General features: G+C 63.9%; 21 protein-coding genes. 6 read left to right on the forward strand and 15 right to left on the reverse strand.

Going from position 1 to position 23,583, the window contains the following annotated elements; genetic code table 11:
- Positions 1-84 precede the first annotated feature (84 nt).
- Together SA496_RS04685 and SA496_RS04690 are read left to right on the forward strand one after the other, a co-directional pair.
- Complete coding sequence (locus tag SA496_RS04685) at positions 85-2,241, forward strand: type I secretion system permease/ATPase (protein WP_330115087.1); 2,157 nt, start codon at positions 85-87, stop codon at positions 2,239-2,241.
- A complete protein-coding gene (locus SA496_RS04690) occupies positions 2,231-3,589 on the forward strand; it encodes an HlyD family type I secretion periplasmic adaptor subunit (RefSeq protein WP_330115088.1) in 1,359 nt (452 codons plus the stop codon). Before SA496_RS04685 ends, SA496_RS04690 begins: the two co-directional genes overlap by 11 nt.
- A 63-nt stretch (positions 3,590-3,652) precedes the next feature.
- Here SA496_RS04690 and mmsB read toward each other — a convergent pair whose 3' ends face one another.
- The 5 genes from mmsB to SA496_RS04715 form a co-directional block, all read right to left on the reverse strand.
- A complete protein-coding gene (gene mmsB, locus SA496_RS04695) occupies positions 3,653-4,537 on the reverse strand; it encodes a 3-hydroxyisobutyrate dehydrogenase (protein WP_153922047.1) in 885 nt (294 codons plus the stop codon).
- A 43-nt stretch (positions 4,538-4,580) separates the two neighbouring features.
- The gene (locus tag SA496_RS04700) at positions 4,581-5,684 is read right to left on the reverse strand and encodes an enoyl-CoA hydratase/isomerase family protein (RefSeq protein WP_153922050.1); all 1,104 of its coding nucleotides are present in this window, start codon (positions 5,682-5,684) and stop codon (positions 4,581-4,583) included.
- A gap of 23 nt (positions 5,685-5,707) precedes the next feature.
- Positions 5,708-6,526: an enoyl-CoA hydratase gene (locus tag SA496_RS04705; protein WP_120652520.1), complete on the reverse strand. Its 819-nt coding sequence runs from the start codon at positions 6,524-6,526 to the stop codon at positions 5,708-5,710.
- Positions 6,527-6,536: 10 nt separating this feature from the next.
- Positions 6,537-7,700 (reverse strand): isobutyryl-CoA dehydrogenase, encoded by a 1,164-nt coding sequence (locus tag SA496_RS04710; protein WP_120652519.1) that lies wholly within the window; start codon positions 7,698-7,700, stop codon positions 6,537-6,539.
- Positions 7,701-7,763: 63 nt separating this feature from the next.
- The gene (locus SA496_RS04715; protein ID WP_120652518.1) at positions 7,764-9,257 is read right to left on the reverse strand and encodes a CoA-acylating methylmalonate-semialdehyde dehydrogenase; all 1,494 of its coding nucleotides are present in this window, start codon (positions 9,255-9,257) and stop codon (positions 7,764-7,766) included.
- A 131-nt stretch (positions 9,258-9,388) separates the two neighbouring features.
- Between SA496_RS04715 and SA496_RS04720 the strand changes: the two genes are divergently transcribed.
- Complete coding sequence (locus tag SA496_RS04720) at positions 9,389-10,270, forward strand: AraC family transcriptional regulator (protein WP_120652517.1); 882 nt, start codon at positions 9,389-9,391, stop codon at positions 10,268-10,270.
- Positions 10,271-10,414: 144 nt separating this feature from the next.
- On the opposite strand, the gene SA496_RS04725 is transcribed toward SA496_RS04720, so the two are convergent.
- Positions 10,415-11,257, reverse strand: coding sequence for an HDOD domain-containing protein (locus tag SA496_RS04725; protein WP_120652516.1), 843 nt, complete (start codon positions 11,255-11,257; stop codon positions 10,415-10,417).
- Between the two features lie 109 nt (positions 11,258-11,366).
- On the opposite strand from SA496_RS04725, the gene ung reads away from it, so the two are divergent.
- Complete coding sequence (gene ung / locus SA496_RS04730) at positions 11,367-12,062, forward strand: uracil-DNA glycosylase (RefSeq protein ID WP_120652515.1); 696 nt, start codon at positions 11,367-11,369, stop codon at positions 12,060-12,062.
- Between the two features lie 10 nt (positions 12,063-12,072).
- On the opposite strand, the gene SA496_RS04735 is transcribed toward ung, so the two are convergent.
- From SA496_RS04735 to SA496_RS04760, 6 genes are all read right to left on the reverse strand, one after another.
- The gene (locus SA496_RS04735; protein ID WP_330115089.1) at positions 12,073-12,936 is read right to left on the reverse strand and encodes a DUF6279 family lipoprotein; all 864 of its coding nucleotides are present in this window, start codon (positions 12,934-12,936) and stop codon (positions 12,073-12,075) included.
- Between the two features lie 120 nt (positions 12,937-13,056).
- The gene (locus SA496_RS04740; protein ID WP_120652513.1) at positions 13,057-14,079 is read right to left on the reverse strand and encodes an AbrB family transcriptional regulator; all 1,023 of its coding nucleotides are present in this window, start codon (positions 14,077-14,079) and stop codon (positions 13,057-13,059) included.
- On the reverse strand, positions 14,072-15,583 hold the full coding sequence (locus SA496_RS04745) for a tripartite tricarboxylate transporter permease (protein ID WP_120652512.1): 1,512 nt from the start codon (positions 15,581-15,583) through the stop codon (positions 14,072-14,074). The genes SA496_RS04740 and SA496_RS04745 overlap by 8 nt, the downstream gene beginning before the upstream one ends.
- Position 15,584: 1 nt before the next feature.
- Complete coding sequence (locus SA496_RS04750; protein ID WP_330115090.1) at positions 15,585-16,028, reverse strand: tripartite tricarboxylate transporter TctB family protein; 444 nt, start codon at positions 16,026-16,028, stop codon at positions 15,585-15,587.
- Between the two features lie 96 nt (positions 16,029-16,124).
- The gene (locus tag SA496_RS04755) at positions 16,125-17,099 is read right to left on the reverse strand and encodes a tripartite tricarboxylate transporter substrate binding protein (RefSeq protein WP_120652510.1); all 975 of its coding nucleotides are present in this window, start codon (positions 17,097-17,099) and stop codon (positions 16,125-16,127) included.
- 31 nt (positions 17,100-17,130) lie between these two features.
- Positions 17,131-18,396 (reverse strand): OprD family porin, encoded by a 1,266-nt coding sequence (locus tag SA496_RS04760; RefSeq protein ID WP_330115091.1) that lies wholly within the window; start codon positions 18,394-18,396, stop codon positions 17,131-17,133.
- A 201-nt stretch (positions 18,397-18,597) separates the two neighbouring features.
- Here SA496_RS04760 and SA496_RS04765 point away from each other — a divergent pair, with 201 nt between their 5' ends.
- On the forward strand, positions 18,598-19,269 hold the full coding sequence (locus SA496_RS04765; protein ID WP_120652508.1) for a response regulator: 672 nt from the start codon (positions 18,598-18,600) through the stop codon (positions 19,267-19,269).
- Positions 19,262-20,647: a sensor histidine kinase gene (locus SA496_RS04770; RefSeq protein WP_120652507.1), complete on the forward strand. Its 1,386-nt coding sequence runs from the start codon at positions 19,262-19,264 to the stop codon at positions 20,645-20,647. Before SA496_RS04765 ends, SA496_RS04770 begins: the two co-directional genes overlap by 8 nt.
- 121 nt (positions 20,648-20,768) lie before the next feature.
- Here SA496_RS04770 and SA496_RS04775 read toward each other — a convergent pair whose 3' ends face one another.
- The 3 genes from SA496_RS04775 to ygfZ all read right to left on the reverse strand — a co-directional run bounded on the left by SA496_RS04775 (position 20,769) and on the right by ygfZ (position 23,539).
- Positions 20,769-21,524 carry a substrate-binding periplasmic protein gene (locus SA496_RS04775; protein WP_120652506.1) on the reverse strand — a complete coding sequence of 252 codons (756 nt, stop codon included), beginning with the start codon at positions 21,522-21,524 and terminating at the stop codon, positions 20,769-20,771.
- Positions 21,525-21,592: 68 nt separating this feature from the next.
- Positions 21,593-22,429: an HDOD domain-containing protein gene (locus SA496_RS04780; protein WP_120652505.1), complete on the reverse strand. Its 837-nt coding sequence runs from the start codon at positions 22,427-22,429 to the stop codon at positions 21,593-21,595.
- 168 nt (positions 22,430-22,597) lie between these two features.
- A complete protein-coding gene (gene ygfZ / locus SA496_RS04785; protein ID WP_120652504.1) occupies positions 22,598-23,539 on the reverse strand; it encodes a CAF17-like 4Fe-4S cluster assembly/insertion protein YgfZ in 942 nt (313 codons plus the stop codon).
- Positions 23,540-23,583: the final 44 nt, after the last annotated feature.

The following is a 23,583-nucleotide window of genomic DNA, read 5'->3' on the forward strand; positions in this document are numbered from 1 at the left end:
AGCGGGGAGTTCACCTCCCTCCTGCGCCGCCGGCATCCGGCCTGGGACCTGATACCCGTAGAACCCAGAGCAGAGAATCCAGGCGTGGATCCAGAAGTCAGTCGAGTTCACATCAATACCGATCCCCGCGGTCAGCATGACGATCCTTTGCTCGACTCGTTGCTGTCCCTTTGTGTCCTGCACAGAAAACCTGCCAATCGGGCCATGCTCACCAGCGGCCTGCCGCTGCCCAAGCAACGCCTGACCGCCGAGCTGCTGCCTCGCGCCGCAGCCCGCGTCGGCCTGCAGGGCCGCTTGCTGCAGCGTCGTCTGGAGCAGATTCCGAAGATCGCCATGCCGGCCTTGCTGCTGCTCAAGGAAGGCCGTTGCGCGGTGATGCTCGGTTGGGACGACGACGGCAGTGCACGCCTGCTGCTCAGCGAGAGCGACGGTGGCGAGGTGAAGGTCACTCGCGAGCTGCTGCAGGAGGACTACAGCGGCCAGGTGTTCTTTGCCCAGCCGCAGCACAAGTACGACCTCAACCAGGGCAGCCTCATCCCGCGCACCAAATCCTGGTTCCGCGACACTCTCAAGCGCTCGCGCTGGCTCTACACCGATGCGGTTGCCGCCAGCCTGCTGATCAACCTGATCGGCCTTGGCGCTCCGCTCTTCGTGATGAACGTCTATGACCGCGTGGTGCCCAACCAGGCCGTCGCCACCCTTTGGGTGCTGGCCGTCGGTATCTCCGGCGCCTACCTGTTCGACCTTTTGCTCAAGACCATGCGCGGCCTGTGCCTGGATCTGGCCGGGAAGAAGACCGACCTGATCATTTCCGCGACCCTGTTCGAGCGCATCGTCGGTATGGCGATGAAGTACCGACCGGCGCGGGTCGGCAGCTTCGCCCAGAACATCCACGAGTTCCAGACGCTTCGGGACTTCCTGGCCTCACTGACGATGACCAGTGTCATCGACCTGCCGTTTACCCTGTTGATCCTGCTGGTGATCGGCTTGCTCGGCGGTCACCTGGTGTGGGTGCCGATCCTGGCGTTCCCGCTCGCCATGGCTATCAGCTGGCTGTTGCAGAAGCCGCTGGTGGCGACCATGGATCGCACCATGGCGCTGGCCGCCGAGCGCCAGTCGAGCCTGATCGAAACCCTCGCCGGCCTCGATGCGGTGAAGGTCAACAACGCTGAAAGCGACCGCCAGTACCTCTGGGAACAGACCATCGGCACCCTGGGCCGCCTCGAGCTACGGGTGAAGATGCTCTCCAGCCTGGCGATGAACCTGACGCTGATGATCCAGCAGCTGGCGGGCGTGGTGATGATCGTCGCCGGCGTCTACCTGATCATGGCCGGCGACCTCAGCATGGGCGGCCTGATCGCGTGCTACATGCTCAACGGCCGTGCCCTCGGTCCGCTGACCCAGCTTTCCGGCCTGCTGACCCGCTACCAGCAGGCACGCCTGACCATGAAGTCCGTGGACCAGATGATGGACCTGCCCCAGGAACGCCAGGAAAGCGAACAGCCGCTGGTACGTTCAAAGCTGCAGGGCAGCCTCGAACTGCGGCAGATCAACTTCACCTACCCGCATCAGCAGACGCCTGCGCTCAGCGAGGTCAACCTGATCATCCGCCCGGGGGAGAAGATCGGCATCATTGGCCGCAGCGGCTCGGGCAAGAGTTCCCTGGCCAAGTTGATTGTAGGCCTCTACCAGGCCGACTCGGGCAGCCTGCTGGTGGACGGCACCGACATCCGCCAGCTGGACGTCAGCGAGCTGCGCCACAACGTCGGCTATGTACCCCAGGACATCCAGCTGTTCAGCGGCACCCTGCGCGACAACCTCATGTCCGGCGCCCGCTATGTGGAAGACGAGCTGGTATTGCAGGCAGCCGAGTTGTCCGGCGTGCACGAGTTCGCCCGGATGCACCCGCAGGGCTATGAGTTGCAGGTCGGCGAGCGTGGTCAGAACCTCTCCGGCGGCCAGCGGCAGAACGTCGCCCTGTCCCGCGCACTGCTGCTGGATCCGCCAATCCTGCTGCTCGACGAACCAACCAGCTCCATGGACAACCCTGGCGAAGAACGTCTCAAGGAACGTCTATCCGCGGTAATCGCCAACAAGACCCTGCTGCTGGTCACGCACCGTGCCTCGATGCTTTCGCTGGTGGACCGTCTGTTGATCATCGACCGTGGCCGGGTCATCGCCGACGGCCCGAAGGAAGCGGTCATGGAAGCACTGAAGAAGGGGCAGATCAGTGTCGCATAAGGGTTTCGGCGCACTGCGCCAGTACTTCAAGGGTGGCGATTCGCTTTCCGATCAGCCGCTGCCGGAGGTCAACAAAGCCCTGGTGGAGGATGCGCCGCGCGTGGTGCGCCTGACCATCTGGACGCTCATCGGCTTCACTCTGTTCATGCTGCTCTGGGCGCACTTCGCCCAGGTGGACGAGGTCACTCGTGGCGAAGGCAAGGCGATTCCATCTTCCAAGTTGCAGAAGGTGCAGAACCTGGAAGGCGGCATCGTTTCCGAACTGTTCATTCACGAGGGCCAGGTGGTGGAGGTCGGTGATCCGCTGCTGCGCCTGGACCCGACCCGCTTCGAGTCCAACGTCGGTGAAACCGAAGCTGACCGCAACGCCATGCAGCTGCGGGTGGAGCGCCTGAGCGCCGAGGTGGACGACCGCCCGCTGCAGATTTCCGAAGAGCTGCGTAAGCTCGCGCCCGAGCAGGCGAACAGTGAAGACGCCCTTTACCGCAGCCGCCAGCAGCAACTGCAGGAGGAGGTGGCCGGACTCGAAGAGCAACTGGTGCAGCGCCGCCAGGAGCTGCAGGAGTTCATCTCCAAGCAGGGCCAGTACCGCAACAGCTTGCAGCTCCTGCGTCAGGAAATCGCCATTTCCGAGCCACTCGTGGCCCAGGGGGCGATTTCCAAGGTGGAGGTCCTGCGCCTGCGCCGCGCCGAAGTGGAGAATCGCGGCGAGCTGGAAGCTACCAGCCTGGCCATTCCCCGTGCGGAATCGGCGATCAAGGAAGCCGAGCGCAAGATCGCCGAGACCCGCTCGCGCTTCCGCAGCGAGGCGCTGGCCCAGCTCAACGAGGCACGCACCGAGCTGAACAAGGCCAATGCCACCGGCAAGGCCCTGGAGGACCGTGTCAAGCGCACGCTGGTCACGTCGCCAGTGCGGGGTATCGTCAAGCAGTTGCTGGTCAACACCATCGGTGGTGTGATCCAGCCGGGCAGCGACCTTGTGGAAATCGTCCCGCTGGACGACACGCTGCTGGTGGAAGCGCGCATCCGCCCGCAGGACATCGCCTTCCTGCACCCCGGGCAGAGCGCCATGGTCAAGTTCACCGCCTATGACTTCACCATCTACGGTGGGTTGACTGCGGACCTCGAGCAGATCGGCGCGGACACCATTACCGACGATGAAGGCAACAGCTTCTACCTGATCAAGTTGCGCACCCAGAAAAGCCATCTGGGAAGCGAAGAGAACCCGCTGTTGATCATCCCTGGCATGGTGGCCTCGGTCGACATCATGACCGGTAAGAAGAGCATCCTGAGTTATCTGCTCAAGCCCATCATCAAGGCCCGCGCCGAAGCGTTGCGGGAGCGGTGATCGACCTGTAGGAGCGAATTTGTTCGCGAATGAATTCGCTCCTACAAGGAAGGTATCGCTGACTCACTCCGCGAACAGCTTCTGCACCACCGAGAAGTCCTTCTTGCCCTTGCCCTGCTTGAGCAGCAGGCGATAGAGCTGCAGCGCCAGAGCGCCCATCGGAGTGCTGGAGAGGCTGACCTGTGCCGTCTCCTGGGCCAGCCCAAGGTCCTTGGCCATCAGTTCGGCCATGAAGCCGCCATCGTAGTCCTTGCTCGCCGGCGCGTTGGGCATCACCCCCGGCCAGGGGTTGTAGCGTTCAAGCACCCAGTTGCCGCCCGAACTCTGGCGCATGATCTCGGCCAGCACGGCCGGGTCCAGGCCATTGGCCACGCCCAGGGCCATGGACTCCGCAGTGCCGATCATCTGCACTGCCAGCAGCTGGTTGTTGCAGACTTTGGCCACCTGGCCGGCGCCGTCGGGACCCGCGTGAAAAATGTTCTTGCCCATGGCCTGGAACACCGGTCGTGCTTTCTCCAGCGTTGCCGCCTCGCCGCCCACCATGAACGTCAGGGTGCCAGCGGCGGCGCCTGCGGTGCCTCCTGACACCGGAGCATCCAGCAGTTCGATACCCTTGGCCTTGGCGGCTGCGTGTACCTTGCGTGCGGATTCCGGGGCAATGGTCGAGCATTCCAGCACTACGCTGCCGGGGGCAATGGACTCCAGCAACCCCCCGCTACCCAGCAGCAGACCTTCCACATGTTTGCTCGCCGGCAACATCGTGATGACGACTTGGGCGTCGCTGACCGCGTCACGAGCGTCTCGGGCCGACTTGGCGCCCTCGGCCGCCAGCTCGTCGACGGCGGCCTGAACCAGGTCGTAGACGCTTAGCTCGTGTCCAGCCTTGAGCAGGTTGCGGGCCATGGGCAGGCCCATGTGGCCAAGTCCGATAAAGGCGATCTTGCTCATCGTGTTTCTCCTTGGCCCGACGCGTGTGGCGTCGGGCGAGTTGTCAGAGATCGTCCAGCGGATGCCGGCCTTCCCACACCGGCTCGAAATGGGCCTCGATCACGGCACGGGGAATGGCCGTCACATCCGGCCAGTGCCAGCGCGGGGCGTTGTCCTTGTCGATGAGTCGGGCACGCACCCCCTCGGGAAACTCCGGATGACGGCAGCAATTCAGGCTCATGGCGTATTCCATGCGGAACACTTCAGCCAGGGAGAGGTGCTTCGCCCGGCGTATCTGTTCCCACACCAGGTGTGCGGTGAGCGGGCAGCCGCCAACAAGGGTCTTGGCGGCACGTGCCAGTGGCACGTCGCTGTCATGCTGTAGAGCGGCAATGGCCTTCCAGGCAGCAGGCAGGTCGGGCACATCCAGCAGCTCGTCGATACGCTGGCGCCGTGGCAGCCACTGGGCCTCCGGCAGGTGGCCGCGGGCTTCGTGCTCCAGCGCCTTGAGCAGGCTGTTGAGCTGGGCTTCGGGGTGGTCGCGCCAATTGAGCTGGATCAGCCCTGCAACCAGGGCATCCTGCTGATCTTCCAGCAGGAAGCGGTCGGCAAGGTCGAGGTCCAGGGCATCGCGGGCGTTGATTGTGCCGGCACCGAGGCCGAGGAACAGGCCGAGCTTGCCCGGCAGGCGGGCGAGGAACCAACTGCCGCCCACATCGGGATAGAGACCGATGTTGATCTCCGGCATGCCCAGGCGACTGGAGGGCGTGACGATGCGGATGGATGCACCCTGCATCAGCCCCATGCCACCGCCCAGCACATGGCCGTGTGCCCAGCAGATCAGCGGTTTGGGGTAGGTGTGGATGCGATGGTCGAGCCGGTATTCATCAGAGAAGAAGCGGCCCGCCAGTGGCGGCACCACGCCGGGATGCTCGCGGCACGCATCCACCAGCTTACGGACATCGCCACCAGCGCAGAACGCCTTGGGGCCGTTGCCGCGGAGCAGTACGCAGACGATTTCCGGGTCATCGGCCCAGGCGCGCAGTTTCGCGTCCAGAGCCTCGATCATCGGCAGGGAAAGGGCGTTGAGGCTGGTTTCGGCGTCCAGGCTGGCGATGCCGATGCGTGCACCGTGGAGGCCGCTGCGTTCTTCGAAACTCACATTCATGATCGTTCTCGTCGGGCTCGAGGTCATTTATTGCGCCAGTGCGGGTCGCGCTTTTCCAGGAAGGCGTTGACGCCTTCGCGGGTGTCCTCGGCATCGAACAGGTCGACGAAGCGCTCGCGTTCTTCCGACAGCCAGCTGTTCGGCCCACGCTCCCGCGCGCCCTGGATCAGCGGCTTGATGGTGCGTACCGCGACAGGGCTCTGGCGCGCCACCTTGGCGGCGAGCAGCAAGGCAGTGCCACGGGCTTCGCCGCTGTCCACGACCTGCTCCACCAGGCCGATGCGCAGGGCGGTTTCGGCATCCACGCGCTCGCCGCAGAGGATCATGCGCTTGGCCCAGCCTTCACCCACCGTCCAGGACAGCGCCTGGGTGCCGCCCGCGCAAGGCAGCAGGCCAACAGCGGCCTCCGGCAACGCCATCTGCGCCTGGCGTTCGGCAATGCGGATATCGCAGGCCAAGGCACATTCCAGGCCGCCACCCATGGCATAGCCGTTGATTGCAGCGATGGACACGCCACGAAAATCCCGCAGGGCTTCGAACGCCTCGCCGAAGCGTCGGGCCATTTCGCGGGCACGGGCCTTGTCGCCATCGGCGAAGAGATTGAGGTCTGCCCCGGCACTGAAGAACTTCGGCCCCTGGCCGGTTACCACCAGCGCGTAGATCTGGTCGTCGTGGTTGAGGTGCGTGATCAGTTGCTTGAGACCGATCAGCGACTCACGATCCCAGGTATTGGCCGGCGGATGGTTGATGGTAATGAGTGCGGTGTGGCCGTGTTTTTCCACCGTCAACTTGTGGGTCAGGTCGAAGATTCCGGGCTGGTAGGGTTCAACGGCAGTAGACATGTGCATCTCCTTACAGCAGGCGGTCGATGGCTCCGCCTTGTTCCAGTAAACGGCGCGCCACAATGACGCGCATGATCTCATTGGTGCCTTCGAGTATCTGGTGCACCCGGGTATCCCGTACCCAGCGCTCCAGAGGATAGTCGTTCAGATAACCGTAGCCGCCATGCAGTTGCAGGGCCTCGTTGCACAGCTCGAAGCACTGGTCGGTGGCAAAGCGCTTGGCCATCGCGCAATAGAGGCTGGCCTCGGCGTGACGCTGGTCCAGGCGGTAGGCGGCCAGGCGCACCATCTGCCGACTGGCGGTGAGTGCCGTGAGCATGTCGGCCAGCTTGAACTGCAATGCCTGGAAGTCGGCCAGAGGCTTGCCGAACTGCTTGCGTTCCTCCACGTAGCGCAAGCTCTGTTCCAGTGCCGCCTGGGCGGCACCGAGTGAGCAGCTGGCGATATTCAGACGACCGCCGTCCAGGCCTTTCATGGCATAGACGAAGCCCTGGCCTTCCGGGCCTATGCGATTTGCGGCAGGAATGCGCACGCCTTCGAAGGTGATGGTGCGGGTGGGCTGGGCACGCCAGCCCATCTTGTCTTCGTTGCGGCCGTAGCGGATACCTTCGGCATCGGCCGGCACCAGGAAGCACGAAATGCCCTTGGCGCCATCTTGTCCGGTGCGCGCCATGACAATCAGCACCTGTGTACTGCCAGCGCCGGAAATGAAGCATTTGCTGCCGTCCAGCACATAGTGGTCGCCATCGCGGCGAGCGCGGGTACGCAGGTTGGCTGCATCGGAGCCTGCGTCCGGCTCCGTCAGGCAGTACGAGGCGAGCAGTTCGCCGCCGATCAGCCCTGGCAGCCAGCGTGCCTTCAGCTCGGCATCACCGAAGGACGCGAGCATCCAGGTGGCCATGTTATGGATGGTCAGGTAGGCGGTGGTGGCTACGCAGCCTGCCGCGAGCTGTTCAAAGATCAGCGAGGCACTGAGCCGGGAAAGGCCCAGACCGCCATCTTCTTCAGCGATATAGAGCGCCAGGAAACCCTGTTCCGCAGCGCGCCGTATCACCTCCAGCGGGAAGTGGTGGTTGCGGTCCCAGTCTGCGGCAAAGGGCATCAATTCGTGGCGGGCGAAGGCGCGGGCGCTATCCACCAGCAGGCGTTGTTCTTCTGTGAGGTCGAAATCCATATGTCGTCTGCCTTTGCTCGGTCCCGGGCGATGCTGGGCACCGCTTGGCGAATGAGTTTGCCGCTACTTCAGCTGGATGGTCAGGTTCGGGCCGGTGACCGGACTGTCATCGAACCAGCGGGAGGTGACCGTCTTGGTTTCGGTGTAGAAGCGCACCGCCTGCTTGCCGTAGGCGTGCAGGTCGCCATAGAAAGAGCCTTTCCAACCAGTGAAGGAAAAGAACGGAAGGGGCACGGGGATGGGGACGTTGATCCCCACCTGTCCCACTTCAACCGCATGCTGGAAGTGCCGCGCGGCGCCGCCGGAACGGGTGAACAGACTGGTGCCGTTGCCGTAGGGATTGGCATTCACCAGGGTGATGGCGTCTTCCAGGTTGTCCACTTCCATGCACACCAGCACCGGGCCGAATATTTCCTCACGGTACAGACCCATCTTCGCGGTTACGCCACGGAAGAGGGTGGGGCCAAGCCAGTTGCCGTTTGGATAGCCGGGCACCTCGCACTGCGAACCGTCTAGCAGGCATTGCGCACCTTCCGCCTTGCCTTCGGCGATCAAGCGCAGGACGCGTTGGCGAGCCTGCTGGCTGATCAAGGGGCCGAAGGCGGAATGGGCGTCCTTCCAGTGGCCGGGACGCAGTTCAGCCATCTGCGCGGCCAATTCCGAGATCCACTCACGCGCCTCGCCAACGAAAATGGCCACGCTGATGGCCATGCAGCGCTGGCCAGCGGCGCCACAGCTCGCACCTATCAGATTGCTGAGCACCTGGTCCTTGTTGGCGTCGGGCAGCACCACCATGTGGTTCTTGGCGCCGGCAAAGGCTTGCACCCGCTTCAGGTGCGCAGTGCCGGTTCGGTAGATGTGCTGGCCCACTGGAACCGAGCCGACGAAGGAAATCGCGCGCACATCGGGATGGGTGAGCAGGGCGTCCACCTGTTCGCGTCCGCCATGGAGCACTTGCAGCACACCTTTGGGGGCGCCGGCTTCGATGAACAGCTCGGCGAGGCGGTTGGGCGTCAGCGGGTCCTGTTCCGAGGGCTTGAGGACGAAGGTATTGCCGCAGGCGATGGCAAGCGGAAACATCCATAGCGGGATCATCGCCGGGAAGTTGAAGGGGGTGATGCCAACGCACACGCCCAAGGGTTGCACCCAGCTGGCCGTATCGATTTCGCGGGCGACGTTCTCCACCGTCTCGCCCATCATCAGGCTGGCCACGTTGGCGGCGTGCTCGGCCACCTCGATGCCCCGCCAGACATCGCCCTTGGCATCGGCGAAGGTCTTGCCGGTCTCGCTGGCCAGCAGCTCGGCCAATTCGTCGTGATGCTCCTTGAGCAGTTGCTGGTAGCGCAGCATCAACCGGGCGCGCTCGGGGACCGGCACTTCGCGCCAGGTTAGAAAGGCCGCCTTGGCACTGGCGACAGCGGCCTCGATTTCCTCCGCGGTGGCCTTGGGGGCCAGGGCAAGGACTTCCTGGGTCGCCGGGTCGGTGATTTCGATCAGTTCGCGGGCGCGGCTGTCGCGCCACTCACCGTCGATCAACTGCGGAATTGTCCGGGGCATCTGGTCCTCCACCCGTGAGACGGGACCTTGTTGTTTCTTGCCCTTATAGCGGCCGCCGATACAGATGTGGATTGACGATCTTGGTGGTTGGATGGACGATCTTGGCATTGCAGGCCACTACAAGAACCAACATGAGCCGCACCGTCGAAACCTCCAACTGGCCTTTGCCGGCAAACGGCGTGCGCTTCACCACGCCGCCGCGCTTGCGTCGCCTGCTGGCCCGCCACCCGCTGACTTCCGCCTGCTACCCGCTGGCCCTGGGCTATTACCCAGAGGCGCTGGGACACCGCATGGAACGCCATCAACCTGAAGACAATCTGCTGATCTACTGCCGATCCGGGCAGGGCTGGCTGGACTGCCGGGATGGACGATTCGAGGTGGGCGGTGGAGACCTGTTGCTGCTGCCCAAGGGGCAGGTCCATGCCTACGGCGCGGATGCGCAGCGGCCCTGGAGCATCTACTGGGTGCATTTCGAAGGCGAATTGGTAGAGGACTACCTGCGCCCGCTGGGCAAGTCAGTGTTGCGTCGGATTGGTGTGCAACCGCGGCTGCTGGCGGATTTCGACGCCTTGCTGGGATTACGCAAGCAGGGTCTGAACCTGCCGCACTTCATCCATGCAGCGCACCAGTTGCAGACCCTCCTGACTTCACTCGCGGTGCTGCCGGTGCGGGGGTATCTCAAGTCAGGCCGGGTATTGGACGTGGACGCGGTGCAGGCGGTAATGCGCGCCCATCTGCACGACAGCCTCAATCTCGATCAGCTGGCGGCGCAGTTCAAGCTGTCGCGCTTCCATTTCGCCAAGACCTACCGCGCCCTGACTGGCCATGCGCCGATCCAGGACTTCATCCAGCTGAAGATGGCCCACGCCTGTCGTCTGCTTGATGAGGGTGACCGAGGCGTGAAACAGATCGCTGAGCAACTGGGTTACGAGGACGTTTACTACTTCTCGCGGCTGTTTCGGAAGGTTGTGGGCATGGCGCCCAGTCACTACCGTGTGTTGCACCGGGGCTAAACCGCGATGGACTCCTGTAGGGGCGATTTCAATCGCCAAGCGGACCACCGGTTCGCCCTTGGTGCTTGACGGGGGGCAGCTCAGATTGGTTCCGATGGTGGAAAAAGAGCGCCAGGCGCCCTACGTGCGCACCCTGCAAACGCCTCAATCCGCTTCCGGTGGCCGACCACCCAACAACTTGAGCCATAGCGCCACCACCTCGGCCAGCTCGGCGCGCAGCACCTGGGGCGTCGGTAGGTCCATGCGCTGGTATGCCGGTAACCGCGCCAGGCGGTCGTCGTTACGAGGTTCTTCCAGCAACTGGCTGGCGACCTGCACCACATCGGCCAGGTCGACTGCTCCCTTGTGCTGGCGACACCAGTCGCGGCGCAGGCGTGCACAGTCCTGAAGACTGGCGGGCAGTTTCCAGGCAATGAGCAGCAGCACGCCCACTTCGGCTGAGAGTTGTTCGCAGAGCCGCTGCAGGTCGACTTCCAGGCGCGATACCTGAGGCCATCGGTGCAGCTCCTCGAGGAGCGGCAGGCTGCCGATGTCCTGCAGCAGACCCGCCAGCAGGGCATCTTCTTCTTCCAGGTGGGGCAGGTGCTGGGCCAGGCCGGCGCTGACGGCGGCTCGTTGCAGGTTGAGGTGCCAGCGCTTGTTGAAGACTTTGCGCAGGCTGGGTTCCTTGCCATCGAACAGCTGATGCAACTCGAAGGCCAGTACCAGGTTGGAGAGGCGCTTGCCATCCAGTTGCCTGACCACGTCCAGGAGCCGCGCTCCAGGTTGGATATGGCCGAGCAGTGGCAGAGACGCGAACTCCATCAGGCGTTCGGCCAGGGAGGGATAAGTCTCCAGCAGGGCACTGGCCTGCTCGTGGGAAGGGGCGTCACCGGTCAGCAATTGGCGCAGGCGCAGGGAGGCCTCAGGCATCGACGGCAGCGCGCCGGCGTCCTTGAGAAAGCGCTCGTAGAGCGCAAGTTTCACCGTGTCGTGGCGATTGTCCATGTGGGCTTGCTCCGGGCGTCCTTGATTGACAAGGGTAGTGGGCATTTCTTAGGGTGCCCGACCATCGGGCGGGAAGCGCCCCGGCAACCGCCACGGAACTGATAGAGCAATGACTGAAAGCGACGACCGGATCAAGCTCGAAGAGAGCTGGAAAGAAGCCCTGCGGGATGAGTTCGAAAAGCCCTACATGAAGGCCCTGGGCGACTTCCTGCGCCAGGAAAAGAATGCCGGCAAGGTGATCTTCCCGCCGGGGCCGCTGATCTTCAATGCGCTGAACTCCACGCCGCTGGAACAGGTGAAGGTGGTCGTCATCGGCCAGGACCCATACCACGGCCCCGGCCAGGCTCACGGCCTGTGCTTCTCGGTACAACCGGGCGTGCCTACGCCGCCGTCCTTGCAGAACATCTACAAGGAGCTCAAGCGCGATCTGAACATCGAGATTCCCTCCCACGGCTACCTGCAGTCCTGGGCGGAGCAGGGCGTGTTGCTGCTCAACACTTCCCTCACCGTCGAGCAGGCTCGTGCCGGCTCCCACGCCGGTGCCGGTTGGCAGCCCTTCACCGACAAGGTCATCGAAGTCGTGAGCCAGAGCCGTCCGCGCCTGGTGTTCCTGCTCTGGGGTTCCCATGCACAGAGCAAGGAGCGTCTGATCGACCCCACCAAGCACCTGATCCTTAAGTCGGCTCATCCGTCGCCGCTGTCGGCCTACCGGGGCTTCCTCGGCAATGGCCATTTCAGTCGCTGCAACAAGTTCCTTGCCCAACACGGACTGGAACCGATCGACTGGCGCCTGCCCGACCTCTGAGATCGGGCGTTCATCGCGGGTAGCACTCCAGCCCCTTGAGGTCGGAAATCATTCCGCCAATGTATTCGCGCAGGGCATTGCGTTGGCGCTCGTCGGCGCTGTTGAACAGGTCGGCGAGCAGCTGCGCAAGGGATGTCTCCGCTGCCGGATGCGCCTTGCGGTAATCCGGCGTCCAGAAGTCATCCGGCTCCTGCAGCAATGCGGTCAGACGTGCCGGGAAGTTCGAGGCGTGTCGACCGTACAGGGCGTTGCGCAGCTCCTTCTGCCAACTCTCGCGGTTCTCCGCCCAGATGCGGTTGTAGTCGCCCTGGCGCCTTGCCCAGGTGTCGATTCGCGCTTGCTGGCTCGCCCGTAGCGGCCCCATCCATTCTTCGACGCGCTCTCGCATCCGTAGCGACCTTGCCGTCACCTGATCCTTAAGGGACGGCGCGACATGTTCTTCGCGGAGTTCCGCATTGCGTTCGTCCATCGCCACGTAAAGTTCGCCCATCTGCTTGGGTGAGAGGCCCTTCGCCAGGCCCAGCACCGTGGGGGTGACCTGCACGGCGATGTTGTTTACGGATTCGCGCACCTGCGCGAATTGGCCTTGCAGGTCAGTGACGGTCAGTTGCGGACGCTGACTCAGCTGGTCCAGTTGTTCCAGCCAGGCGACGTATTCCGGCAGTTGAGTGCTGCAGTGCCAGGCGAGGTGCTTTTCCAGGCGCGGCGTCATCCAGGCTTGCTGGCTGTCGTCGAGGGTGAGGTAGTTGCTGATCCACCAGGGGATGACCAGGTCGAGATTGCGGTAGGCCAGGTCGAGGCGGCTGCAGGCGGCCAGCAGCCCGATGGCTACGGCGAGCAGCAGATAGCGAAATGGGTCGGTACGTCCGGACATGAATGGCAGCCTTGGCGACCAGCGAATAATAGAGGAGAGCATAGGCGCGCCCCATTTCCAGTGGACCGGTGCCTGCAATCGAATGTTGCAGAAGAATAAAAAAGGCCCGCACAAGGCGGGCTAAGCGTGGGTCTCTTGCTTCTGCCAGTGTCGGAATACCGGCTCGGCGAGGAACAGGACCAATAGCAAGCGCAGCACCTGCAGGGCGGTGACCAGCGGCACCGAAAGCTGCAGGGCCTCTGCGGTCAGGCTGAGCTCGGCGATACCACCCGGCATCATACCCAGCATCAGCGAGCGATGATCGAGCCCATCCAGCCAGCCGAGCAGTTCGGCCGCCAGGGCGGCAAAGGCCATGCCCAGGGACGTGGCGAGTAGCGTTCGGGCTATGAAGGAGGGCGCGCGGCGGAAGAATGCGCGGTCGAAGTGGCAACCCAGGGCACTGCCGATCAGCCATTGGCCGAGCTGACTGGCGCCCTCCGGCAGGCCCAGTTGCAGGTCGAAGCCGATGCTCATCGCTGCGCTGACCAGCAGTGGGCCGATCAGCCAGGGATTGGGCTGGTGAAAGCGTTGCATCAGCATCGCCAGCAACGCCCCGCCAGCCAGCAGAAGGGCCAGCCAACCCCAGTCGACCTGTGCAACCGGATGCTGCACGGCCGGGACGCCAACGAACAGCTGGAACAGCGCTGGCACGCTCAGCACCACCAGAAGCAGACGCAGGCTCTGGCCAGCGGCGACTCGACTGAGTACTGCACCGTTACGCTGGCCGAGGTTGACCATCTCGCTGGCACCGCCCGGCATGCTGGCGAAGAACGCAGTCGCGCGGTCCTCGCCACTGCGCAGCATGAGGCTGATGCCGATGACGCTAGAGAGGGTGGTGGCCACGGCACCGACCAGGATGATCGCGCTATTGGCCAGCACCTGCTCGATGACCGCCGGGGTGAAATGCAGGCCGATGCCGACGCCGACGATCCACTGCCCGCATTTGCGGCCGCCGGGTACTTCTGTCAGCGGCAGGTTGCCAATACAGCGCGCAGCGATCACCGCCAGCAGTGAGCCCACCATCCATGGCAACGGCCAGCCAATCAGGCTGGCCAGCCATCCGCCGGCGGCGCCCACCAGCGGCGTCAGCAACCACTTAGGCATGGGCCAGCTTCGCCCTGGCGCGGCGTGCGCGCATCCAGCGGATGCCCGGCAGGGCCAGCATGATCGCAGTCAGCACCCAGAGGGCGATGGTGATCGGGCTGCTCCAGAGGATGCTCAGGTCGCCATCGGTGATGGAAAGTGCGCGGCGCAGGTTGGATTCCATCAGTTCACCGAGGACGAAGCCGAGAATCAGCGACGACAGCGGGAAGTCCATCTTGCGCAGTAGATAGCCGAACACCCCGAGGGCGGCCATCAGCACCAGGTCGAAGGTGGTGCTGTGCACGGCGTAGACGCCGACCACGCTGACGATGGTGATCGCCGGCACCAGGATCCAGGTCGGCACGCTGAGCATGCGTGCGAACAGGCCCACCAACGGGATGTTCATCACCAGCAGGATGACGTTGCCGATGAACAATGAGGCGATCAGGCCCCAGACAACATCGGGCTGCTGCTCGAACAGCAGCGGGCCGGGCGTGATGTTGTACAGGGTCAGCGCGCCGATCATCACGGCGGTGGTGCCCGAACCCGGTACGCCGAGGGTCAGCATCGGGATCAGCGAGCCGCAGGCGGAAGCATTGTTGGCCGCTTCCGGAGCTGCGACACCACGCAGGTCGCCTTCGCCGAAGCGGCCGGAGCTACCTGCCATGCGCTTCTCGCTCATGTAGGTGATGGCGCTGGCGATGGTTGCGCCGGCGCCAGGCAGCACGCCGATGACGAAGCCAGCCAAGGAGCTGCGCACGCTGCTCCACCAGGTGAAGGTGAACTCCTTGAAGTTGAACAGCATGCGTCCGCTGGCCTTGACCGCCTGTTGGCCGGTGGTGGTGTGTTCGAGCATCAGCAGCACTTCACTGACGCTGAACAGGCCGATGACCACGATCACGAACTGGATACCGTCAGAGAGACCGACGCTGTCGAAGGTGAAGCGGTACACGCCGGTGGTGGCGTCCACGCCGACCGTGGCCAAGCCGAGGCCGATCAGCGCCGAGAGCAGGGTCTTGACCGGCTTGTCGCCGACCATGCCGCCCAGGCAGGCGATGGCGAAGACCATCAGCACGAAGTACTCCGCCGGGCCGAAGGCTACCGCCCAGTTGGCCAGGATCGGCGCGAAGAGCACCACGCCCATGGTGGCAATGGTGCTGCCGATGAAGGAGCTCATGGCCGACAGCGACAGGGCAATGCCGCCCTTGCCCTGGCGCGCCAGGGGGTAGCCGTCGAGGGTGGTCATGATGGCGGCGGCGTCGCCCGGTACGTTGAGCAGGATGGCCGAAATGCGCCCGCCGTACTCGCAGCCCAGGTACACGGCGGCCAGCAGGATCAGCGCGGTTTCCGGCGGCAGGCCGAGGGCGAAGGCCAGTGGCAGCAAGATCGCCACGCCGTTGATCGGCCCCAGCCCTGGAAGCAGGCCGACGACGGTACCGACGAAGGCGCCGAACAGCGCCACCAGCAGGTTGATCGGGCGCAGGGCGACATCGAAGCCCTGGGCCAGGAAGTTCAGGGTTTCCATCTCAGTTCTCCAGGAATGCCAGCAGGCCCAAGGGCAGCGGGACATCCAGCAGGTAGTCGAACAGGCCGTAGAGCAGCAAGCCCATCAGCACACCGCTGACCAGGCTGGCCAGTGGTCGCCCCATGAACAGCAGGCCGAGGCCGAAACCGACCAGGGACGTGCTGACGACGAAGCCCAGGGGTTCGAAGAGCAGGGCGTAGGCGAACAGGGCGAGTACACAGAGGGCCACCTTGCGCGCCAGTGGCCAGGAAATCGGCAGACTGTCGGCATCGCCCGGCTTGTAGATCAGCCATAGCGCGGCCGTGACCATCAGGAACAGCAGCAGCAGGGGGTAGGCACGCGGGCCGACCGGGTCATAGCTGAAGGGGGCCTGGAAGCCCCAGGCGACCACGGCGAGCACGGCGCAGACGAGCAGCCAGACCGCAGCGAAGATTCGTACGTACATGGCGGTTTACCTAGGAGTCATTGATCTCCCCTCTCCCAATGGAAGAGGGGCCGTGGGTGAGGGGATCGACCGCATCACCCGATCTTCAGGGGAGGGCTACTGCGCCAGGCCGAATTCGCCTGCGAGTTGCTTGTACTGCTTCACCTGGTCGAGGACGTAGGCCTTCAACTGTTCGCCGGTGAGGCTCAGGGGGAACAAGTCGCGCTGTTCACGCAGCTTGCCGAACTCCTCGCTGGCCAGGAGGGTGTCGAACTGCTGCTTCCACCAGTTGAAGTCCTCGTCGCTCACTTCCGGGCCCATGTAGAAGCCGCGGATCACCGGCCAGACGATGTCGAACCCCTGTTCCTTGGCAGTGGGAATCTCCGCCAACTTGCCTGGCAGGCGCTGATCGGACAGTACCGCGAGGATTCGGATCTTGCCGGCGGCGAGCTGCGGTGTGATTTCGCCCAGGCCGCTGCTGGTGACCTGTACGTGGCCACCGAGCATGGCGGTAAGGGTCTCGCCACCGCCCTCAAAGGCCACGTAGCGCAGCTTCTGCGGGTCGATACCGGCAGCGCGGGCGATCAGCGCCGTCTGCATCCAGTCCTGGCCGCCAATGGTGGCGCCAGCGCCGAAGACGATGGCGGCCGGGTCTTTCTTCACCGCTTCGACCAGCTCGGCCAGGGTCTTGTAGGGTGAGTCGGCGCGTACGGAGATTGCGCCGTAATCGGTGCCGATGCCTGCCAGCCAACGCACCGCGTTCTCGTCATAGCGGCCGAACTTGCCTTGGGCGAGGTTCAGCAGGGAACCGGATGAGAATGCGGTGATGGTGCCGGCGTCCTTCGGTCGCTGGGCTACCACTGCGTTGTAGGCCACGGCGCCGACGCCGCCTGGCATGTAGGTCACTCGCATGGGGGCCTTGAGCAGGCCTTCATCCTTCAGACCACTCTGTGCCAGCTTGCAGGTGAGGTCGAAGCCACCGCCGGGTTTGGCCGGGGCGATGCATTCGGGACGCTTGGGCTCGGCCATCAACTGGGTGGACAGCAACAGGCCGGAGGTGATCAGGGCGATGCGGGAGAGGGCGGTTTTCATCGGGGGTTCTCCTGTGGAGTTTTATTGTGGTTCACCAGATCGGCAGTGCGTAACTGACGATCAGGCGCAGTTCATCCGCATCGCGGGCCAAGGTGGAGCGGAATCCTGCGTGGCGGGCGCGGAAGGTGAGGTTCTTAAGGCTGCCGCTCGGCACCACGTACTTGAACTCGACATCGCGTTCCCACTCGCGGCCTTCTTCAAGGCTGTTGGTGACCTCGGCGTTGTCGCTGGTGATGTAGCGGGTCATGAAGCTCAGGCCCGGCACGCCCATGGCGGCAAAGTCCAGGTCATAGCGGGCTTGCCAGGAGCGTTGGTCGGCATTGGCGAAGTCGTTGATCTGCACGAAGTTGATGAGGAACGGGTCGCTGCCGTCGATGTAGGCGAAGCCGGTGTCGCCGCTCATGCGCTGGTAGCCCAGGCCGAACTTGTGGCTGCCCTGGCCGTAGCTGACCATGCCGTTGAGGGCGCGGTTGTCCACCTTGCCGGCCTCGGCTCGGCCGACGTCAGCGCTGATGGCATAGCGCAGGTCGGCACTCAGGGTGCCCGCGCCGAGGGGCTGGATGGCCAGCAGGCCAAAGAAGTTCTGGCGGTAGACGTCGTCCAGTTCGGCGAAGTAATAGCGGCCGGTGAACTGCTTGTTGAAGGCGTAATCGGCGCCGGCCAGATCGAAGTGATCCCCAGTGGCGGCTGCGGCGAAGCGCTTGTTCTTGTTGCTGATGGCCAGGTCTTCGGAGTTGGTGGAAGCGCGATCCTTGACCTCCGACAGGCGCCCGCCGGTGAAGGTCAGGTTGCTGATCTCCTTCGAAGTGAGCAGCCCACCCTCGAATACCTGGGGCAGAATGCGGCTGTCGCTGGCTTTAACAACCGGCAGCTCGGGAATGTGCGTTCCCAGCCGCAGCTCGCTCTTTGAAGCGCGGATTTTCGCGGTCAGGCCGAGCTTGCTGTACTCGTCCGGGGTGCCGCCGTCGTCCTGCACCGGAAGCAGGTCCGTGCCGCTGCGGCCGGGGCCTGAGTCGAGCTTGATACCGAGCATGCCAAGGGCGTCGAGGCCCACGCCGACCGTGCCTTCGGTGTAGCCGGATTCAAGATTGAGGATGAAGCCTTGCGCCCATTCTTCGCGCTTGGACTGGCCACTGCCATCGCGAAAGTCGCGATTCAGGTAGATGTTGCGGGCTTCGAGGGTCGCCGAGCTGTCCTTGAAAAACTCGGCATGGGCCTGGGTGGCCAGGGTGCAGCCAGCGATGGCGAGACTGAGGGTGCGAACAGGCGCATGCGCCTGCCGTGCGGCAGTGAGCATCGAGTGGTCTCCATTGTTGTTCTTGTAAGCCGGCGCAACCACGGGCCGACTTTTATTGGGTGGTACTTGCCACCCTGTCGCGATGCTATGCAGTGAAACTTTCGCCAGCCTTTCAGCGTGAAAGAAAGTCGTCATGTCGTTCACAGAGGCCGGAGCACCGTTAAACTTCTGAGCGATCGCTGCCATTTCGGAGAATTTGTCGTGCGCATCCTGTTGGTCGAAGACCATCCACAGTTGGCTGAGAGCGTTGCCCAAGTGCTCAAGGGCGCGGGTTGGACGGTGGACGTATTGCACGACGGCGTCGCCGCCGACCTGGCACTTGCCAGCGAGGAATACGCGCTGGCGGTGCTGGACGTTGGCTTGCCGCGCATGGACGGTTTCGAGGTGCTGGCGCGTTTGCGCGGACGCGGCAAGACGCTGCCGGTGCTGATGCTGACCGCCCGGGGAGAGGTGAAGGACCGGGTCCATGGCCTGAATCTCGGTGCCGACGATTACCTGGCCAAGCCTTTCGAACTGACCGAGCTGGAAGCGCGGGTGAAAGCGCTGCTGCGCCGTAGCGTTCTCGGTGGCGAGCAACAACAGCGCTGCGGCGTCCTGGTGTATGACCTGGGCACGCGGCGCTTCAGCCTGGCGGACGAAATCCTCAGCCTGACCTCACGGGAGCAGTCTGTGCTGGAAGCGTTGATTGCCCGGCCGGGGCGAGTGATGAGCAAGGAGCAACTGGCTTCCCAGGTATTCGGCCTCGACGAGGAGGCCAGTCCCGACGCAATCGAGATCTACATCCATCGCCTGCGCAAGAAGCTGGAGGGCAGCGCAGTGCGTATCGTGACTTTCCGTGGCCTGGGCTACCTGCTGGAGAGCCAGGATGCGTGAAGCCGGCAGCCTGCGCGGACGGCTGCTGCGGCGCTTGGCGTTGATGCTGGGTGCGTTGCTGCTGATCGCCAGCCTGAGTTCCTACTGGAATGCCCGCGAAGCCGCCGATACTGCCTACGACCGCACTCTGCTGGCTTCGGCGCGAGCCATCGCCGATGGCCTCTACGAGACCGATGGTCGCCTGAAGGCCGACGTGCCCTATGTGGCGCTCGATGTCTTCGCGTACGACAGCGCCGGCCGCATTTTCTACCAGGTGATCGACCCGGACGGGAAGCTGGTTTCCGGCTACGACCACCTGCCGGCACCGCCGCCGGGTACGCCTCGTACGGACGATTACCCGGCGCTGGCGCGCTTCTATGATGCCGAGTACGAAGGCACAGGCGTGCGGGTGGTAAGCCTGCTGCAGCCGGTGAGCGAGCCCAGGCTGAATGGCATCGCGGAGATCCGCGTGGCCGAAACCGAAAGCGCACGGGAGCGCCTGGCGAGGGGGCTGCTGGTGGATAGTCTGTGGCGCCTGGTGTTGCTGGTAGTGGCGGCGCTAGTGCTGGTCTGGCTGGCGGTTAGCGCTGCGCTCCGGCCGCTGAACAAGTTGCGCCTGGCGGTGGAAGAGCGTCAGGTGGATGATCTTCGCCCGTTGCCGGAAGTGGCGGTACAGCGCGAATTGCGTCCACTGGTGGATGCGCTGAATCAGTTCACCGAACGTCTGCGCGGGCTGTTCCAGCGCCAGGCGGACTTCATTGCCGACGCTTCCCACGAATTGCGTACGCCGCTGGCCGCCCTCAAGGCCCGGGTGGAGTTAGGCTTGCGTGAGCACGAACCGGCGGTTTGGCGCTCGACCCTTGAGGAGGCGGCGCAGAACACCGACCGCCTGACCCACCTGGCCAATCAGTTGTTGTCCCTGGCACGTATCGAAAGCGGTGCGCGGGCCATTGCCGAAGGCGGTGCTGAGCGCATCGAACTGGGCCAACTGGCCCGGGAACTGGGCATGGCGCTGGCGCCCCTGGCGCACGCACGTGGTATCGCACTCGCCCTGGAGGCGGAAGATCAGGTCTGGGTAATGGGCGAGCCGACCTTGCTCAATGAACTGCTCTGCAACCTGGTGGACAACGCACTGGCCCATACGCCCAAGGGCGGCAATGTGATCCTTCGGGTGCGTTCTCCTGCTTTGCTGGAAGTCGAAGACGACGGCAGCGGTATTCCACCGGAGGAGCGCGACAAGGTGTTCCAGCGCTTCTATCGCCGCAATGCCCAGAGTGGCGGCGCAGGGCTGGGTCTGGCCATCGTCGGTGAGATCTGCCGCGCCCATCAGGCGGAGATCAGCCTGCACGATGGCGACAGCGGCGGATTGAAGGTACGGGTGAGTTTCCCTCCGGCCTGATTTGGTATCGAGGCTAAACCCCTGTGGGGGGGAACTCATTCGCCAAGGGCGGTGCAGCTGCCCCCCTTTAGTTTGCTGGGCGAACCTGCGGATTGCTTGGCGATTGAAATCGCCCCTACATTCAAGGCGCCAGGCTCAGCGGCTGCTGGACTTCCATCAGGTACTGGGCAACCTTGCCGCTTTCGCGCAATCGGGCCAGACCCTGGTTGAAGCGGACGATCAGCTCGGCATTGCCGGGCACCTCGCGGGAGAGCATCAGGTGCAGGCTGTCGCTGCGCAGCGGCAGCGGATGGAAGCTCATTTGCTTGCGATCGGTGGAGCTGAACCTGTCATTGAGCAGGGCGAAGGCGACCACCTTGTCCATGGGAAATGCGTCGAGCCGTCCGGCAAGCACCATGCGCAGGCCCTGTTCCTCGCCGCTCAGGCGCTTGACCTGGATCTGGCCGCTGCGCTCGGCCTGCTGGAAGGTCGTCCCGTAGTCATAGCCAATTGCGCCGCCCAGGCGTACTCCCTTGAGGTCGGCGATGTGTGTCCAGTCGAGGGGGCGATCCTTACGGTGGAAGAGGTAGTAGCTGCTTTCCACGACCGGGTCACTGATGAAAAAGCGTTGCTCCCGTTCCGGGCTGCGCAGCCAGACGGCGGTGCCGGCGCGCTCGCCGCGTTCGGCCAGGTGCATCGAGCGGGCCCAGGGATAGAACTCCCACTGCACCTTGACGCCCTCCAGGGCGAACGCTTCTTCGACTATGCGCGATGCCACGCCCTGGTGAGGTAGCTTGGCCCCAAGGTAGGGCGCCCATTCGCCGTTGGTCAGGCGAAGCTCTTCCGCGGCGGCGAAGCAGTGGCACAGCAGGCAGAGGGCGAGAAGGAGTACGCGCATCCGGATCCATCCAGCGACGTCAGAAGAAGGCTGAGTCTAGCGCCGGATGGATGAATGCGCGTGGGTGTTTACTGGAGCATGCCCATGGCCGCTTCCATGGCGGCAGAGAGGTCTTCGTCAGCCTGCATGTCGACGTTCGGGTCGAGGCCGAGCTTGGCGAAGGCGGGCACATTGGCCCAGTCCAGCTGGGTGTAGGGATGCTCGCTGCCGAGGTAGCTCTGCAGGGTGGCGACCTGGACGATGTCGATGTAGTCGACGCGGGCCGAGTTGCGGCTGAAGTCCAGGTATTGGCTGGGAACCGCGGCGATCGGCTCGGGGAATTCCCAGGCGCGCAGGATGCGGTCGCCGATGAGCGGGTGAATACGCTCGATCACGTGGTTGAGGCTGATGGAGTCCGCCAGCAACTCGTTGTGCTCTTCGGCATAGGTGAGGATTGGCAGTACGCCAATCTGGTGCACCAGACCGGCCAGGGTGGCCTGGTCGGGCATCAGGCGGGTGTAGTGGCGGCAGAGCACGTGGCAGATTCCAGCGATTTCAGTGCTCTTGTTCCAGACCTCGCGCATCTTGCGGTCGACCACATCGGTGGTGGCCTGGAACATCTGCTCCATGGCCAGGCCTGTGGCGAGGTTGCTGGTGTAGTTGATGCCGAGACGGCTGATAGCCATCTGCAGGTCGGTGATTTCCTTGCTGGTACGCAGCAGCGGGCTATTCACCACCTTGATGATTCGGGCGGTCAGCGCGGCGTCGTTGCCGATGACCTTGGCCAGGTCCTGGATGCCGGAGTTCGGGTCTTCGGCAGTTTCGCGCACCTTCAGCGCCACTTCCGGCAGGGTCGGCAGCACCAGTTCATCGCATTCGATGGCTTTGGTGAGGTCTTGTAGGACTTTGTCGGCAAGCTTGCTCATTGAATGTCTCGTCAGTGGCCGGAAGGGGGAGGTGATGTACGAAAAGTGCCTGCGCTCAGTGATGCTGCGTTGAAGTCGGTCTCAGAAGGCTCATTTACAACATGCAAACCGTGCTTCTTCGGCCGACTTCGCCTTGCCTGAGCTCGCTCGGCGGCCTTTCGTACAAACCTAGCGTTGAATTTCGCGGTCGGCGTCCAGGGTATAGGGCAGGTCGAGCAGGTTTAGTGCCGGGCCATCGGCGGTGCCGAGGTGGATGCGGCCATCGCTCACGGCGTCTTCCTGAAGCACGGCGAGCAGTTCGCAGCCGTTCGGCGCCGGGGCTGCCAGCACCACTTCGCCCACGGAGCTCTGGTGTACCGGGGAATAAAGTTCGGCGCCGGCCTGGGGCAGCTCGCCCGCGGCCAGAGCCAGTCGGTAGAGGCGGCGCTTGAGTTTGCCCAGGTACTGCATGCGGGCAACGATTTCCTGGCCCGTATAGCAGCCTTTCTTGAAGCTGACGCCGCCCAGGGCCTGGAGATTGATCATCTGCGGAATGAACTGCTCGCGGGTGGCGCCGAACACTTGGCCAATGCCAGCGCGCACCTGGGCCAGCAGCCAGGCATCCAGCGGCGCTTGCGGCAGCTGCGCAGCCAGGCGGGCTTCCAGAGTGGCGGCTTCGGCTTTGGGCGCCCAGAGCTCAACGCGGCCGTCGGCCAGGCGCACGGCAATCAGCTTGCCCTCACGGGCGACGCTGTCGGAGGTCTGTGGCAGGTCGAGACCCAGGGCAAGTAGCACCCCATCCCCCTGGCTGAGCCCAAACCGTACCCAGTCAGCGCTTTCGTCGGTCAAGGTGGACTTGGAGAAGACGGCATATTTCTTCAGGTCGGCCAGTTGGGTTTCGACCAGCTCGTTGGCCATGGCCAGGAGAAGACCCTCGCCTTCGATGAGGATGCGGAAGCTGGACGTCATCCGGCCCTTTGGCGTGCAACGGGCGCCCAGGCTGCTGGTGGCCTGGTCCAGGTAGTTGAGGTTGCAGGTAACCTGGCCCTGGAGGAATTTCGCGGCATCCACGCCGCGGACGGCGAGCAGGCCTTCATGGGTGAGCGGACAGAAGAATGCTGAGTCGGCCATTGCGGATCGCTGGATAAAAGTCTGGGGCGCCATCATAGAGTCCC

It is taken from the genome of Pseudomonas sp. JS3066 (assembly GCF_036328175.1).
Lineage (GTDB): Bacteria > Pseudomonadota > Gammaproteobacteria > Pseudomonadales > Pseudomonadaceae > Metapseudomonas.

Bases quoted from the DNA above. Each gene is read 5' to 3' on its own strand.
- SA496_RS04775 (WP_120652506.1), bottom strand. From the start codon at position 21,524: ATGCGCGTACTCCTTCTCGCCCTCTGCCTGCTGTGCCACTGCTTCGCC.
- SA496_RS04735 (WP_330115089.1), bottom strand. From the start codon at position 12,936: ATGTCCGGACGTACCGACCCATTTCGCTATCTGCTGCTCGCCGTAGCC.
- SA496_RS04770 (WP_120652507.1), top strand. From the start codon at position 19,262: ATGCGTGAAGCCGGCAGCCTGCGCGGACGGCTGCTGCGGCGCTTGGCG.
- ygfZ (WP_120652504.1), bottom strand. From the start codon at position 23,539: ATGGCCGACTCAGCATTCTTCTGTCCGCTCACCCATGAAGGCCTGCTC.
- SA496_RS04720 (WP_120652517.1), top strand. From the start codon at position 9,389: ATGAGCCGCACCGTCGAAACCTCCAACTGGCCTTTGCCGGCAAACGGC.
- SA496_RS04740 (WP_120652513.1), bottom strand. From the start codon at position 14,079: ATGCCTAAGTGGTTGCTGACGCCGCTGGTGGGCGCCGCCGGCGGATGG.
- SA496_RS04705 (WP_120652520.1), bottom strand. From the start codon at position 6,526: ATGTCTACTGCCGTTGAACCCTACCAGCCCGGAATCTTCGACCTGACC.
- SA496_RS04710 (WP_120652519.1), bottom strand. From the start codon at position 7,700: ATGGATTTCGACCTCACAGAAGAACAACGCCTGCTGGTGGATAGCGCC.
- SA496_RS04715 (WP_120652518.1), bottom strand. From the start codon at position 9,257: ATGCCCCGGACAATTCCGCAGTTGATCGACGGTGAGTGGCGCGACAGC.
- SA496_RS04755 (WP_120652510.1), bottom strand. From the start codon at position 17,099: ATGAAAACCGCCCTCTCCCGCATCGCCCTGATCACCTCCGGCCTGTTG.
- SA496_RS04760 (WP_330115091.1), bottom strand. From the start codon at position 18,396: ATGCTCACTGCCGCACGGCAGGCGCATGCGCCTGTTCGCACCCTCAGT.
- mmsB (WP_153922047.1), bottom strand. From the start codon at position 4,537: ATGAGCAAGATCGCCTTTATCGGACTTGGCCACATGGGCCTGCCCATG.
- SA496_RS04700 (WP_153922050.1), bottom strand. From the start codon at position 5,684: ATGAATGTGAGTTTCGAAGAACGCAGCGGCCTCCACGGTGCACGCATC.
- ung (WP_120652515.1), top strand. From the start codon at position 11,367: ATGACTGAAAGCGACGACCGGATCAAGCTCGAAGAGAGCTGGAAAGAA.
- SA496_RS04750 (WP_330115090.1), bottom strand. From the start codon at position 16,028: ATGTACGTACGAATCTTCGCTGCGGTCTGGCTGCTCGTCTGCGCCGTG.
- SA496_RS04725 (WP_120652516.1), bottom strand. From the start codon at position 11,257: ATGGACAATCGCCACGACACGGTGAAACTTGCGCTCTACGAGCGCTTT.
- SA496_RS04745 (WP_120652512.1), bottom strand. From the start codon at position 15,583: ATGGAAACCCTGAACTTCCTGGCCCAGGGCTTCGATGTCGCCCTGCGC.
- SA496_RS04780 (WP_120652505.1), bottom strand. From the start codon at position 22,429: ATGAGCAAGCTTGCCGACAAAGTCCTACAAGACCTCACCAAAGCCATC.